A 15785-nucleotide genomic window follows, 5' to 3' on the forward strand; every position below is an offset into this window, starting at 1 on the left:
TAACTGACTTACTCTCAATAATCCAGCAGGTCCCGAGTTCGACTCTTGGTGCCGGCACCATATAAACAACGAAACCACTCAATGAGTGGTTTTTTTGTATCTGTATTTTGGCTAACAACTCATCAATAATCACAACTGATTTACTCTCGCTTTCAGCTGTGGGCACAAACTGTTTAGACTAAAATGTTACATTCCATCTATTATCTAAATCCTAAATTAGCCTAAACAGTTTATCTCTCATGCGCTTGAGTTTAGTTGTGCATTTTATTATCTAGTCAAATTTGCGCGTTAGCGCACTGTTAAAACAAGCCATGACAAGGTATCTTGGCTTAATAAACATAACTAGGAGGCGTTATGACAGCCAATATTTTTAAACTCATTTTTGTCGCTATTGGAATATTTTTGATCTATAAGCTGATATTTGGTGGCAAAAAAGGGCTGACTCTTTTTGAAATACGTTTTAAAGATGGCCGTATGACTCAACATAAAGGCAAGATCCCCGAACGGTTCGAGCGCGAATGTCGCCAAATTGCCAAAACCGAAAAACTCACGTGCACTGTTAGAGCTGAAAAATCTGGAGAGGTACGCTTACACATTTCTGCCAACGTGAGTGACAATGTGAAACAAAGAATTCGTAATTTATTTCCGTTTGAGTATTACGATAAAAAATCAATAGATAATAGCCGTCAGGCGGGTTAATGCTATATTGGCATAAAAATCAAGTAGTTACTATTTAGCATCATTGGTGATTTAAACAAGTTTAAAATAGACCAGGTCAGTGCACAGTAAAATAGCGAAATATATACTCAAAAGACGTTAATTAAATTCGCGGCTTAATAGACGTGGGTTTAAATACCTAACTGGAACGGTGATTTCAGTTAGTATTTCAAAATGATGGCGGAATTGATGAGTCAACGCTCAACTTAACGCCATTAATTAATCTTATTTTTGAATAACTAAAGTGACCTGAGCAACTGTGATACCAAACTTAATAATATCACTCTGATTTATAATGGTATTATCATTCACTAAGAACATCCAATCATCGAAATGCACCTGATACTCATCACCATCTACAGGCAACAACATATCGTATTTCCAACGTAATGCACTCCCACTCGATTGCCCCAATGCCGTGCCTAAGATATCGCCAGCGGTTCCTGTGTATTGTCCATTGCCTAAGGCCTTAATTTTCCATACTCGAGTTTGAGTTTCGCCATCATTGTAGACAAACCACTCATTAATAACGCCTTCATTCCCCTGCCAGTTGGCTTCCATTGTGACATTAAATTTTCGGATCACTTTGCCACTAAAATCATGCACGACTCCAGAAGCTTTTAAAGGACCGTTAAAAAATGATTCCAACACCAATGTCGGGGTAGTATCTTTATAATCAGTGACTTCCACTGAGGAGCAACTCGATAGCCAACCTATCATTAAGCAGCCTAAAAATAACTTTCTACCCATCAATTTTTTACCCATCAAGGTGTTTAACAATCGCATGATTTTTCTCCGAGTAATTGCGCCCGCAAACTCGGACGGCTGGTGTCTTTAGATAGCCAAATGGCTAAAAATGCTGCAGAGAAATTCGCATCATGCATAACACCTAATGGTTGTTGGTTAAAGAAAAACTGACTGGTTTGCTCATCGATAACCTTAAAGCTTAAATGATCGCCCGGTTTCACATCGGGCCAAGTCGCAGTTAATAAACTTTGCCAACGTTTAATATCATCGGCAGAAAACTGTAAATGCTGCCATTGTTCCCGCGTCGCTTGTAACAGATCTTCGGCTGCAATATCTCGGTAATATTCAATGTCCAGTAGTAGAGGATATTGTCCCTGTTGATAACGACCCGTTAGCGTCATCAGTTTGGCTTTATATAAACTAAACCACAGCCAATCCATTTCTCCACGGCCCACTTCGAGGAAATTCTGCGTAGGCTCGCTAACCTCTGAACTTTCAACAACGACAGTTGTTGACGCTAAAGTATCCCCCTCTCGTGCGGCTAAAGGCACAGTGAATAGAGTAAGCAGCAGTAAGCCTAACCCGCTTGAGTTAAGAAAAGATAAACTAAGCTTTAAGTTGTAATAACGGTTTAAAATCACTGCCATAGAAATTCTCCTTTACTGCCAAATATTACTCACATTTAGCATGCGCTAACCCATTTAATTAATATCAAAATATCGTAAAAGAGCGAGCTTTAGAGCGACGATTGAAACCATATGGATTAGCACATTGAACCGCAAATGGCAGTAAAATAGACCAAACAACAAATAGAATTAACGCCGAAACCACAGTGCCATAGGGTAAATTCACAGCATGGAACTGCGCCCCAGCCAAATAACTTAATGTGCCAAATATGCCGCCGATGAGCGCCTGACATATCAGAGGTAAAGGCCGTATGAAAGCCAAACTATGATTCAAACTCAACGAAAAGTGCAACCATAGACAGCCAAGCCACCAAGGAAAAACAGCAAACTCAAACACGCCTAAAACTGACAGCACTGTGTCTATGCCTATTCCCAAAGCAGCAATCTTCAACATCAAGCCTAAATCTATTTTGCGATATTGCGCCTTTCCCGATGAAGACAATAAAATAAAATGCACGAATAGCAGCGGTATTGTCAGTACAAGCGACAAATTAAGCCAAAGCACACTAGACCACCATACAACTTGAAAACTCAGGGCATTGTAAAGAACAAAACCCTGATGTTTCGGAAGGTGGCGAGAGTTAGCTAACATCGATTTCATTTTTTCCTCACTGATGCCTAAGTAACCTGATGTGGTGGTCTCCTCCCACTACAGTGATTGTGCCGCGGGCAGACGATAATCAGGACGCACTGCAACCAAATGTACAGTGCTAGTCGTACGCTCTAAAAATCCACCTTCACAATAACTTAAGTAGAATTTCCACATGCGGATAAAGTCTTCGCCATAGCCTAATGTGCGGATTTCATCTATGGCATGATCAAAATTCTCATGCCAATGCTTTAAGGTTTTAGCGTAATCAAGCCCCATATCATTGAGCGACCACACCACCATATCCGTTTGCTTGGCAATATGACCGGCCATTTGGCTAACCGAAGGTAAGCAGCCACCCGGGAAAATATACCGTTGAATAAAATCAACGCCTTTGCGATAGCTATCGTAACGTTGGTCAGCAATCGTAATGGCTTGCAGCAACATGCGCCCATCGGGTTTTAACAGTGATTCCAGCTTTTTAAAGAAACCGGGTAAATATTCATGCCCTACCGCTTCAATCATTTCGATGGAAACAACTCTGTCATATTCGCCCGTAAGATTGCGATAATCCTCCGTTAACAGGGTAACTTTATCGCTTAACCCTTCCTGTTCGACACGCGCTTTGGCGTAGGCATATTGAGCATCAGAAATCGTTGTCGTCGTCACATGTACGCCATAATGTTTGGCCGCATAAATTGCCAAAGCTCCCCAACCGGTACCGATTTCCAATAGAGTTTGGCCCGGTTGTAAATCGAGTCGCTCACAGATAGTCATTAACTTAAACTGCTGCGCCTCTTGTAAACTGGCTTCTTCATGGGGATAAAGCGCACTGGAATACAGCATTTCTCGGTCAAGAAATTGCTCATACATAGCATTACCTAAATCATAATGGGCAAGAATATTACGCTTTGAACCCTCTTGTGAATTACGATTAAGTACATGCTTAACTCGGTTTATTGTTCCTGTTAACCAAGAGAATTTGGCCTCAATCCTATCAAGCAAAGCTAAATTACGGGCAAACAATTGCACCACTTTAGTTAAATCAGGGCTGGTCCAATGGCCTTGGATATAGCCCTCACCCGCGCCAATAGAACCGGCAAGCATCACTTGGCGATAAAAACTCGGATGCTTAACCACCAAGGTGGCATGCAAATCAGTTTGAGCCTCACCAAAACGATAACTCTTATCGCCTTCAACTAAAGTCAAACAGCCATGAGGTAAGCTTTCAAGCGCCTTAAGTAACACCTTACGCGCAATACTGTCGGGCAGTTTCTCTGTGGTGATTGAGGTTTGCGAAGCAGTATTTTCCATGTTATTTCTCCACCTGAGCTGGATGCGGCACAAAAGGCACACGTTTGAAAAAGAGTTTTAACGCTTGCCAATAAATCCCGAAAAAGATCTTAAGCGTCATAAAAGGGAAGCGAAACAAAAGTGTGCGTAAATTCTTAGCGTTGATAGCTTGGCGCTTCATCACTAAATTGGCGTTAAACAGTTTTTTACTGCCCTCTTGCGCCGACTGGTTTTCGATACCAATATTCAAGCGCTCACTTGGGGCTGACACGTGCCAGAGATAACGCATGTCCAATGACATAAAAGGTGATACGTGAAAAACCTTGTCAGAGGCTTTTAGCGTTGTTAAATCCACCAAATAACAATGACGTTGATTCCAAGGGGTATTACTCACTTCTGCAAGCATGTATAACGGTGTTTGATTTTGATAACAAAAATAGAAGTTAACTGGGCTGAAATAAATACCAAAATGACGTATCTGACCAACAAACAGTACGCGGTCACATGGCTTAGTCCCACCTAACTCGCTCACTTGCGCCAATACTCGACTCTTGAGCGCTGCCACGCTCGGATCTGCCACAGCCACGGCATTGCTTTCATTGGTTTTCTTCGTAAAAGATCTTAAGTAGTCTTGAGGATTAAATCGCAGTAAAGCGCGATGCTGGCTCGCAAAAACTCGTCCCATAGCGCTAATTTTATCGACTTCATCTAAATCAATGGCCATCAGCGCCATTTCGTAGTCAAAACTATGTTTAATCGGCGTAAAACGGCTGTGAGACACAGTGCCATAATAAATACCGCTATTAAGCTCTGCCACATTGTGCTCTGGCATATTAAGAAGTGTCATAGGCTGACCCCAAAATGTGCGCACACATCAAGTGCACTGCGTACGCCATCTTCATGGAAACCGTTGTGCCAATAAGCGCCGGCAAAGTGGGTATGGTTTTGCCCCGAAATCTCTTCACGACGGCTTTGGGCTTTAAGGCTGGCCTCGTTAAATACTGGATGAGCATAGTTAAAACGGCGCAGCACTTTGGACGTATCAATCAATTCTGACTGATTTAAAGTGACACAAAAAGTCGGCGCATTGGCTGGTAACTGCTGCAGAATATTCATGTTGTAAGTCACTGAAGCCGGACGCTTTGCATTGCCGTCTAAACGATAATTCCAACTCGCCCACGCGGCTTTGCGCTTTGGCAAAATGGTAGTATCCATGTGCAATACAACATCATTATCTTGGTAACTTAAATCACCCAGAATGGCCTGTTCCGCGGCCGTCGGATCCTTTAACATCCGCAGCGCTTGGTCGCTATGACAGGCGAGGATCACCTCATCAAATTCTAGCCACTGCCCGTTAACCTGTAATTTAACGCCATTGCCATGGCGTTCTATAGCCGAGACCGGAGAATTGAGACGGATATTGTCTTTAAAGGGGGCAATTAAATCAGGAATATAACTACGAGATCCGCCCTGTAGTACATACCATTGCGGCCTATCACTGACATTTAATAATCCGTGGTGCTCGAAAAAGCGGATAAAAAACTTTAATGAAAAGGAGCGCATATCTTCGATGCTGGAAGACCAAATAGCCGCGCCCATCGGTAAAATATAATGCTCAGCAAAAAAGGACGAAAAGTTCTCACTATCTAAGTAATCACCTAAGTTGCCATCAGGATAAATATCTTGTTGATATAGAGCTTTACAGCCTTTGTTAAAACGTAGAATTTCCCTTAAAAAAGCCCAAAAACGCGGATTAAGTAGATTACGCTTTTGGGCAAACAAACTGCCTAAATTATTGCCATTATACTCAAGCCCAGTGAGCGCATTATGTACGCTAAAGCTCATCTCAGTCGGTAATGTCGTGACTTTAAGACGCTTTAATAAACGCTCAAACCGCGGATAAGTTCTGTCGTTAAATACGATAAAACCTGTATCTATGGCATAGGTTTGGCCTTGATGCTCTATATCGACGGTTGCAGTGTGCCCACCAATATAATCATTGGCCTCAAATACGGTCACTTGATGCGATTCGCTGAGTAAATGCCCGCAGGTTAATCCAGAAATACCGGTGCCGACGATAGCGATGTTTTTCATCAGTTCTTGTCCTTAAGCGACTTGGATTGGGTGTCGTTAGCTATCATTTTTTGCCACACAAAGGCCGGCAAAAACGACATCAATTTTAATAAATAGGTAAAGCGGCGCGGGAAGTGGATCTCGCGTTTATTGTGTTCTAGTCCGTTACGGATGGCTTTAGAGGCCGCTTGTACACTCACTTGCATCGGCATAGAAAAATCGTTTTTAGCCGTCAGTGGCGTCGCCACAAAACCAGGACAAATTAGACTGACACCAATATCACTGTTAACAAGATCAAGCGCCAAACTTGATGCTAAATACTGCACACCAGCTTTTGAGGCGCCATAGGCTTCTGCACGTGGAAAGGGCAAATAAATAGCGCTAGAACTCATCAATCCAATGCGCGAGCCCCTTGGCATTAATGGTAAAAATGCCCCAAGGCAATATCCCATTGCAATTAAATTGGTATGAACAACACGCTCAAATAACGCATCATCAAAGGCTTTAGCATCATCGATGTATTCACAACTGCCGGCATTTAGAATAACTAAATCAAGCTGACGGTCGGTTTGTGTTAATGACTCGGCTAAATCTTGGCCAGCCTGCTGCACTTGGCTGCGCTGGGTAATATCAAAGTTTAGCAGTGTGACAATTCCAAGCTCTTTAAGTGCTAACGCTTCGAGTTTCTGTAGGGAGCGGCCACAGGCAATCACATACCACCCCAGTGCTAAATAATCCTTTGCCAGTTGCAGCCCAATACCTGAGCTTGCACCTGTAATAAGCACAGTTTTGAGTGCCATCGGGTTAATGGCGTTGATCACTTTGCCGCCCTCGTTTTAAGCAACCGAATAAGCCCACCAACACAAGGCACCTGCTCATATAGCATTTGTCCAAGGTCAAAATAATCCCTATGGAAATAGATCTTATCGTTAAATTTGAGCTGACTCATACCGTCAACACGAATCAACTGACCCTTATTTAATTTAGGATGGCGGTACTGCATTTGCCAAAAGAGTGAAGCTTGGCTGTCACTCTGCTGCACTTCTTTGATTTCAAATTGAATGTGTTGGACGTTCTCATATAACTTAGCGAAGTACTGGGTTAATGACTCAAGACCGCTGATTTGATGCATTGGATCAGTGAAGATAATGTCGTCGCCATACACTTGCCCCAGCAGATGCAGATTATTTTTATTTAACGCCTGATACAGTTCAATAAAATTATCCACGAGTGGATTAGGCTTAATCACGGCACTATTTATCATCTGGTTATTGCTCCAATCCTAATCTAGGTAATCGCGGCTTTTTTTAATACGCCCAACACGGTTAATGCCCTGACTCTTGCGGTGCTGTGGTCAACAATCGCACTTGGATAAGCCGTTTGAGTATTAAATAACGGCGCTTCAAACAAAGACGGTGTTTTGGCTGCACTAGGTTGATGTAATTGCTTAATTCCCCAAGATGCGAGCTCTGGTAAGTACTTACGGATGAAGCTGCCATCTGGATCAAACTTTTCGCTCTGGCTTATGGGATTAAAAATACGGAAATAAGGCTGGGCATCACAGCCACAACCTGCAGACCATTGCCAACCGCCATTGTTAGCGGCTAAATCACCGTCAATCAGCTTTTGGCGAAAATAACGCTCACCCCAACGCCAATCAATCAACAAATGCTTTGTTAAAAAGCTGGCAACGACCATACGCAGGCGATTGTGCATCCAACCGGTTTGATTAAGCTGTCGCATAGCGGCGTCCACAATTGGATAGCCTGTTTGCCCCTCACACCATGCCGTGAACTCATCGGGATTATTGCGCCACTGCACTTTATCTGCTTGACGATTAAAATTATGATTCTTAGATAAATCAGGAAATGCCACCAGCAAGTGACGATAAAACTCACGCCAAATAAGCTCATTTAACCAAGTTCGAGCTGGGCTAGTATCATCAACAATCACCTCGGGGAAATGGTGCAGTAGCGCAGCCACGCATTGCCTTGAACTGAGCACGCCAATCGCCAAATAAGGTGATATTGAACTGGTACCATCGATGGCCGGGAAATCCCTATCTTGCTTATAATCCTGAACTTTCTGTTGAATAAATTCTGATAGTAAGCGCTTAGCCTGCCCTTCTCCCGCGGCCCATAGTGCGCTCGATAGTTTAAGCGTATTGATAAAGGTCAGCTGTTGTGGCTCATTGATGACTGGCCCAAGCGGCGCGGGAACAGCGAGAGGTAAAATGGCTTTGCGGGCGGCGATTTCTCGCCACTTACGGCTAAAAGGCGTAAAAACCTTATACATGCCGCCGGATAAATTAAGTACGCTACCCGGTGCCAGTAAACAATGCTCGTCAGTTAATACCAAGGGTATGCCTGACTCAATACAGGCTTGGTCGCGTAGTTGCTCGTTAATTTCTGGCTCTTTGCCTGCAAACACTCGAGTAACACTGTGTTGCTGGCAATAATCGAGCATAAATTTTGGCACATCGGCAAAGGTGTCTAGCTGAATAAGCTCAAATGCGATGCCTAAGCTAGCTAACCCTTGGGCAAGCAAATTAATATGCCGCTCAATAAAGTCGAGCTGAACGGGCGCAACATCATGCTGTTGCCACTGGGTTGGCGTAGCGATGTAAATCGCTTTCAATGCCGTACCATTCTCCCTCGCCCAATCACAAGCAGCGGTTAACGCCTGATTATCAGCAAGACGTAAATCCTGGCGAAACCACATCAACACATTTTGATCCGGTAAAGTGATTGAATGATGTTTAGCTGATGTCATGATTTTTCCTAGCGTTGTGATGTTCACTGTGACTTACTGCGGCGATTTTTTCAGTGTGTTTGATACTTTTACGAGCCTTGCTCGTCGAGCGAGCCGACACTTGCCCAATTAAGTCTGTAATTGAAGATGTGTAAAAAGCAGACAAGGACGTTAACGTCGGGGCAAAGGGGCCAACAAACCGACATGGAAACGTCAGTTGCGCTAACACGGCCTGCATTTCTGCTTGTTCAGTCCCCGAGTGATTCGGTTCGGGCAGCAGTAAAAGCGCATCAAGATTAAGCCGATTACTCAACAGTGACACGCTAGCAATGGTTTGGTTGCCAAGGTCGATAACTGAGGCTCGCAGCGCCGCAAGCTCTAATAACAACAACAGTGAATAAAGTGTTTTGCTGCGTGTAGAATTAGTCGGTGTCAGTGCGCCATGGGTTAAATTAATCACAGCGACTCGTGCTGACAGCGTTTGCCCAGCAAAAGCTGGACGACCACCGACACGGCTAAGTAGTTCGCTTTTTAACCAAGCAATAATTAAGTCAGCGTCGAGTCGCTCGGCAACTAAATCATCTAACTGATTCAGCCATGGTTGCAGTAACTTCTCTTTCACAAGTACAAATGGATACAGGCCAATGGCCTCATCTAGAATCTGCTGTAACTTATGCTGATTGAAGTCGAATAATGCCGTTGTCAAAGCAATGATTTGCTCGCCCCAGCTATCAACAGCTTGGCTTTGAAGCATTTCATTTGATGATTTAGCTGCACTGTTCAGCAAAGGTTTAACCTTACTGATCGCGACGCCTTTAGCTAGCCATGTATTGATCTCATGAATTTCTTCAATATTATCGCTGGTATACAATCTGTGGCCCTTGGGCGTGCGAGCAGGGATCACTAAGCCAAAACGGCGCTGCCATGCCCTTAAGGTGACCGCGTTAACCCCAGTTAGCGCCGACACTTCACCTATGGGTAATAATGCATCGCCGTTAGATTCAATGTCGCTAGCGGACGCTATCATCTGTTTCATATTTCAATATCACCCACTCGAACAAAGCAAAAAAGACTGCCTAACAAAGCTTGGCTAGTAGGCATAACGCAGCTTTAATGCCTCAGGATGGGGGTGCAAATACACTTGTTCTTCAATGTAAGGCGTTGGAAATTCGCGCAAATAATGGTTAATAAGCGTGATAGGCACTAATAACGGTAATAAACCTTCGTGATATTTCATTATTGCTTCAGACAGTTCATTTTTTTGCTCTTTACTCAGATGCTTTTTAAAGTAACCCTGAATATGTTGCAGTGTACTGGTGTGATTTTTACGGGTTGCGTTGATTTTTAAGGCGGTCATAAAGCCTTCAAAATAACGGGTTGCGCTTTGTTCCAGATCGTCGATATGCGCCACTATTGGCCCAAGATCGCGATACCATGTAGGGCTATGTGCCATCAGCAGATATTTATAACGGGAGTGAAATTTAACCAATTTATGCTTAGTTAAGCCTTCATGCTTCATTAGCTGCCAATCATGGTAGGCGTAAACCCGAGTGAAAAAGTTTTCCCGCAGTACTAGGTCATGTAAACGCCCTTCTTCTTCCACCGGCAATAGCGGATAACGTTCCATTAGCTTACGGGCAAATACACCGATACCAGATTTAGAACCATTATTTGTGCCAATTTTGTACTCTGTAACGCGTTCCATCCCACAGGTAGGCGATTTAGCGCAAAGCAAGTATCCACCGAGAAAATCTAGCTCTTGCACCTTACTCTCGCTGTACTGGTTAAGCTTATCGGTTACATCTAAGCTGCCGTCACCGCTTTGCACTAATACGGTTTCACCATCACGGACTAAGCGGATGCTTTTACGCGGCGCGCCTAGACCAATCGCCATTTCAGGACAGACGGGAACATAATCGAAAAATTGCTTAATTTCTTTATTACAATAGGTCGAATTTTTATGTCCACCATCAAAACGAACCTTCTCGCCTAAAAGGCAAGCACTGATCCCTATCTGAATTCGCTGCGGGTTAAACTTGTACATAAGTAAGCTCCTTGTATAACTATAGCTTTCATTACGGCTCATACTTGTACAAGGATCAAGTTTTTGTATAGATATTTTTTAATATTGCTGGATTATCTCCTGAAACGCGTAAAACACTGCGTATTGGCGCACTTAATAGTAAAGAATGGAGTTACAAGATAAGTAACCTAAACTCAGGATAAGCATAAGATAAAAATCGTATTAACTATCTGTTCATTCAGCGGGAGTTTTAGACAAGGCGAAGGCTTGAAGGCATAGTGGTGCTATGTCAAAAGCCTTAAACAGCAGTATAAAGCGCGTTGCCATGCAGTTAAATCAGCCGCTTACTACCCCATGTATCATCCATGATATGCAAACAGCTTTACTAATATTAACGCGGTAGATGAGCATCTAATGCTCATTACAATTTCAGCTATCTGCTGCCCTTTGTGCCTAATGCACGCTTCTTAGCACGCTGTTTTTGAGCCGCTTTACCGTTGCGTCTTGGTTCAGCTTCCATCTTATTAAAGTCGGGCTCAAAGCCGGGGAACCATTGTTGCGGTAAGCGTTTGTCGAGAACCACCTCGACCTCCTCCAGTAGTAGAGCATCATCTTGACTAAAGAGCGTGATAGCCAGCCCTGCACTGCCGGCACGGCCTGTGCGGCCAATTCTGTGGATATAATCCTGCGCAATAAACGGCAGCTCAAAATTAATCACGTATTTAAGCTCAACAATATCTAAACCACGGGCCGCAACATCTGTTGCCACCAACACTTGAATTTTACCTTGTTTAAACTCCTGCAATACTTTTTCGCGCGCACCTTGGGATAAGTCGCCATGAAAAGCCTGGGTGATGATATTGGCTTTATTAAGCTGCAAAGCGAGCTTATCGACGCCTTGTTTAGTGCGGCTAAAAATCAGCACTTGTTGCCAATGTTTACTGCGCACTAAGTGGCTAACCAGTTCAGTTTTACGGTCGGCATCAACGGCGTAAACAACTTGCTCAATCTCTGCGGCGGTAGTATTGCGCTTGGCGACTTCAATCAACTTAGGATCGCGCAGTAAGGTTTTGCTTAAGCTAAAAATAGCGGCATCTAAAGTGGCAGAAAATAATAGCGTTTGCCTGTCACTGGGTACTTGCTTGAGCACGGCTTGGATTTCATCCATAAAACCCATGTCGAGCATACGGTCTGCCTCATCAAACACTAGCATAGTCAGTTGCTTAAGGCTTAGCGCACCTTGTCTGAGGTGGTCGAGTAAGCGGCCCGGCGTTGCCACTAATACATCAATCCCAGTATTAAAAACGGCCACCTGTGCGTCAATACTCACGCCGCCGTAAGCGATACCGACACGAATATCGCTTCCTTTGGCATACTTAACAAAGCTCTGTTGTACCTGCACCGCCAACTCCCGCGTTGGCACTAACACTAACGCGCGTATCGGCCTAACTGCGGCTAAATCTGGCGAAGGGCAAAGTGCTAATAAATGATGCAAAATGGGTAATGCAAATGCTGCGGTTTTACCGGTACCCGTTTGGGCGCCCGCCATGACATCGCGTTTCGCTAAAATAACAGGAATGGCTTCTAATTGAATAGGTGTAGGCGCCTCATAACCCAGATTGGCTAAAGTGCTCACTAACGTGGAATTTAAGGACAAAACACTAAAGGACATTATAAATCGCCGCAGAAAATAATGGCAGAATGTTAACAGACACAAACCTAAGCGACTAGCAGCATGACACTAGCCTGCTATGCCATTAGGAACTTCACGATAAAAACTTATCGAGATCCTGCGGGAGTTGTGGACGACTAAAGAGATAACCTTGAGCTTGATCGCAGTGATTTTGCAGCAGAAAATCAGCTTGCTCTTGGGTTTCAACGCCTTCGGCCACAATATCGAGCTTCAACGCATGTCCAAGCGCAATCACAGCTTTTGCGATGGCGGTGTTATTAGTGTCAAAGGGAATATCCCGCACGAAAGATTGATCGATCTTGAGTTTATGGATAGGCAGTTTTTTTAAATAATTTAATGATGAGTAACCCGTGCCAAAATCATCTACCGATAATTCGATCCCCAGATCGCCAAGTCGCTTTAAATCACGAATGGCGACCTCTGGATTTTGCATCATCACACTTTCGGTCACTTCAAGTTCTAAGTGTTTGGCTGGTAAACCCGTTTCAGCTAAAACACGTTTTACATCATCAACAAACGAGCTACGTTGCAACTGCTGCCCAGCAACATTGACCGCAATACGGCCAAAATATTTACCATCGCGAAGCCAGCGCATTCCCTGACGACAGGCGGTTTCTAACACCCATAAACCAATGTCATGGATAAGACCAACTTTTTCAGCTATAGGGATAAATACCGCCGGAGAAATTAAACCAAGCAGGGGATCATGCCAACGCAATAGCGCTTCAAATCCAACGGTTTTACGGGTCACTAAATCAAGTTTCGGCTGGTACATCAAATACAAAGCATTTTGTTCAATTGCACCATAGAGGGCACTTTGCAGTTTAAGGTGTTCAAGCGACAGTTGAGTTAAAGATTCAGTATAAAAAGCATAATTATTACGGCCATCATTTTTGGCGCAATACATAGCCGCATCGGCGTTACGCAATAAAGTGTCTGCATCTTGCCCATCATTCGGGTACAAAGACACCCCCATACTCGCGGTTAAACGTAAATGATCGCCAGTGCTCACAATAAAAGGTTGATCAAATACTTGGCGCAGCTGATTAGTGGCAAGCGTGGCCTCTTCACCACTATTAATATCCGTAATTAACACTACAAATTCATCACCGCCAATGCGCGATAATACATCCTGCTGCTCGACTTGACTGCGTAATCGTTTAGCAAGTTCGACTAACATTTCATCGCCTATGCTATGGCCAAAGCTGTCGTTGATATGCTTAAACAAATCGACATCTATCATTACAGTCGCTAATTGTAAATTTAGCTGCTTAGCGCGCCGCACCTCTTGTTTGAGCTGCATCATAAACTTCATGCGATTAGGTAATTGCGTTAACGGATCGAAATACGCCAAGTGTGTAAGTTGTGCTTCATTCTGTTTCTGTGCAGAAATATCGGCAAACACCGCCACAAAATAACGAATATCACCGACTTCATCATAGATGGTACTGATACTGATATTTTGCGGGAAAATAGCACCATTTTTACGCCGATTCCAGATTTCCCCATTCCATTTACCGTTAATCAGTAAGGTATTCCAAAGGGTATCGAAAAACGTTTTATCATGGCGACCTGAACTCAAAATACGTGAATTTTGACCGAGTAACTCCTCCCTCGTATAGCCTGTTATCTCAAAATACGCACCGTTAACATCGGTAATATTGCCGTGTCTGTCAGTGACTACAACGCCTTCAAAGGAGTGTTTAAATACATTGGTCGCTAGCGTAAGTTGATCTTCAACGGCTTTATGCTTTGAAATGTTACGCGTCATCCCAATAACACCGGCAAAATCACCAGTTGCATTGAATGTGGGCAGTTTTAGCGTTTCTAGCCAAAGATGTTGTTTAGGCTCAGCACCTTCTAAACACTCAGCGACGATAATAGGTGTACCCGATTCAATCGCAAACCGGTCACCTTCAAGATAGATATCAGCCGCATCGGCACCAAAAAGCTCGACATCGGTTCGGCCAATGATCTCGCTGCGCGACTTTGCCCAGGCTTGTTCAACGCTTCGATTACACAAAGTGTATATGCCATCGGTATTTTTCATCCAAATATGTTCGTCAAAACTATCGATGAATGATTGTAAATCAATCACATCAATATGATTTGGCGTACCACGATTGAGCGATTCAGCCACGTTGTATTGGCGTAATATGTCAGCTAGCTGCCGTTGAATACTCTCACCAACAAGCTTAGCCAGCTGAAATGTTTTGCCATCAATACCCTGTGGATCATTATGGTAAAAACATAAGAAGCCAAAATTAGTTTCGGATGGCCAAGACAGTGAGATAAAAATAACACTACCGACGGGAGTACATGTGCACCAAGCAGGATGAAGCTGAGTATCGGTAATCAATTCAGCCTTACCTACCAGTGTTGATAATTGCGAGGGTGATAAAAATGTGCAGTGCTGACTAACCTCTAGCGGCGGCGATTGCGAAATGGGCTCACTCAAGCTAACCCGCTTATCCAGAATGGTGGTGTTTTGAGCGGCGTGATCTTTAATATAACGGTCAGCGGTAAATGCAGGTGAGGCAGTCGTAGAGTTAGCGTTGATGACTTTCCTGCCACTCAACTGAGTAAGAATTGCCTGTATTTCGTTTTCAACAACGGCGTCTGAATATAACAAACAACTCAGTTCATCCACAGCACTCCACGTTAATAGCGTGGCTTTACAGCTTGATATATCAGCGATTAAATTTAAATCTGCTAACCAGAGGTCAAGTTGTTGCTGCGAAATGGGCATATTTATCATCTTGTCTAACACCTAGTTACAACTTAATACACTTGAGGTTAGAACGCTATAGAGCCAAACATATACTCAATAGAATTCTACAGATAAGCGTTAATCAACCAAAAAATACATTCTGTATCTCAATTCAATACATCAATCAATGCTAATTTCAGCTCCTACACAACGGCATCATATCGGTCTTTACCCGCTTTAGAGGTCAAACCATTTACTGCCGTGTTCCTTGTGTAACGAGCGACGCCAATCAAGTTAAATTCAGTCAATATTATCTGTATAACTTTAGCACAAAAAATGAACATGCCATTTCAACAAGTTGAATAACTAACAATGGCTTATCGCTAATGAGTTAAGTATAGATACAGTGCCACGCAGTTCTTTTCGCGCTAGAGCACCTCGCCCTAACAACATAAATGGTCGATTACGAATTTATGTTTGACAAAAATGCTATCTTATTGTCT

The 15785-nt window shown here is 43.4% G+C and carries 14 protein-coding genes; 1 reads left to right on the plus strand and 13 read right to left on the minus strand.

Going from position 1 to position 15785, the window contains the following annotated elements; genetic code table 11:
• Positions 1–354: 354 nt before the first annotated feature.
• On the plus strand, positions 355–699 hold the full coding sequence (locus C9I43_RS10420; RefSeq protein WP_076496556.1) for a DUF3634 family protein: 345 nt from the start codon (positions 355–357) through the stop codon (positions 697–699).
• Positions 700–942: 243 nt separating this feature from the next.
• Here C9I43_RS10420 and C9I43_RS10425 read toward each other — a convergent pair whose 3' ends face one another.
• From C9I43_RS10425 to C9I43_RS10485, 13 genes are all read right to left on the minus strand, one after another.
• On the minus strand, positions 943–1503 hold the full coding sequence (locus C9I43_RS10425; protein ID WP_107883405.1) for a DUF3833 domain-containing protein: 561 nt from the start codon (positions 1501–1503) through the stop codon (positions 943–945).
• Complete coding sequence (locus C9I43_RS10430; protein ID WP_107883406.1) at positions 1491–2111, minus strand: chalcone isomerase family protein; 621 nt, start codon at positions 2109–2111, stop codon at positions 1491–1493. The genes C9I43_RS10425 and C9I43_RS10430 overlap by 13 nt, the downstream gene beginning before the upstream one ends.
• Positions 2112–2175: 64 nt before the next feature.
• Positions 2176–2751 (minus strand): DUF2878 domain-containing protein, encoded by a 576-nt coding sequence (locus C9I43_RS10435; RefSeq protein ID WP_107883407.1) that lies wholly within the window; start codon positions 2749–2751, stop codon positions 2176–2178.
• Positions 2752–2799: 48 nt separating this feature from the next.
• Positions 2800–4053, minus strand: coding sequence for an SAM-dependent methyltransferase (locus C9I43_RS10440; RefSeq protein ID WP_107883408.1), 1254 nt, complete (start codon positions 4051–4053; stop codon positions 2800–2802).
• A gap of 1 nt (position 4054) precedes the next feature.
• Entirely contained in the window at positions 4055–4879 is an 825-nt protein-coding gene (locus C9I43_RS10445) for a DUF1365 domain-containing protein (protein ID WP_181317873.1), read from the minus strand.
• A complete protein-coding gene (locus C9I43_RS10450) occupies positions 4876–6126 on the minus strand; it encodes an NAD(P)/FAD-dependent oxidoreductase (protein ID WP_107883409.1) in 1251 nt (416 codons plus the stop codon). The genes C9I43_RS10445 and C9I43_RS10450 overlap by 4 nt, the downstream gene beginning before the upstream one ends.
• On the minus strand, positions 6126–6905 hold the full coding sequence (locus tag C9I43_RS10455; protein WP_373455351.1) for an SDR family NAD(P)-dependent oxidoreductase: 780 nt from the start codon (positions 6903–6905) through the stop codon (positions 6126–6128). The genes C9I43_RS10450 and C9I43_RS10455 overlap by 1 nt, the downstream gene beginning before the upstream one ends.
• 17 nt (positions 6906–6922) lie before the next feature.
• Complete coding sequence (locus tag C9I43_RS10460) at positions 6923–7369, minus strand: nuclear transport factor 2 family protein (RefSeq protein ID WP_107883410.1); 447 nt, start codon at positions 7367–7369, stop codon at positions 6923–6925.
• A 23-nt stretch (positions 7370–7392) separates the two neighbouring features.
• Positions 7393–8877, minus strand: coding sequence for a deoxyribodipyrimidine photo-lyase (phrB, locus tag C9I43_RS10465; RefSeq protein WP_107883411.1), 1485 nt, complete (start codon positions 8875–8877; stop codon positions 7393–7395).
• Entirely contained in the window at positions 8864–9892 is a 1029-nt protein-coding gene (locus tag C9I43_RS10470; protein WP_107883412.1) for a MerR family transcriptional regulator, read from the minus strand. The genes phrB and C9I43_RS10470 overlap by 14 nt, the downstream gene beginning before the upstream one ends.
• 54 nt (positions 9893–9946) lie before the next feature.
• Positions 9947–10900, minus strand: a complete 954-nt coding sequence (locus tag C9I43_RS10475; protein WP_107883413.1) for a YbgA family protein — start codon at positions 10898–10900, stop codon at positions 9947–9949.
• A gap of 412 nt (positions 10901–11312) precedes the next feature.
• Entirely contained in the window at positions 11313–12551 is a 1239-nt protein-coding gene (locus tag C9I43_RS10480; protein WP_107883414.1) for a DEAD/DEAH box helicase, read from the minus strand.
• Positions 12552–12645: 94 nt separating this feature from the next.
• Positions 12646–15330, minus strand: a complete 2685-nt coding sequence (locus tag C9I43_RS10485) for a putative bifunctional diguanylate cyclase/phosphodiesterase (RefSeq protein WP_107883415.1) — start codon at positions 15328–15330, stop codon at positions 12646–12648.
• Positions 15331–15785 lie beyond the last annotated feature (455 nt).

Origin of the sequence: Shewanella morhuae, from assembly GCF_003028295.1 — a bacterium.
Classification (GTDB): Bacteria; Pseudomonadota; Gammaproteobacteria; order Enterobacterales; family Shewanellaceae; genus Shewanella; species Shewanella morhuae.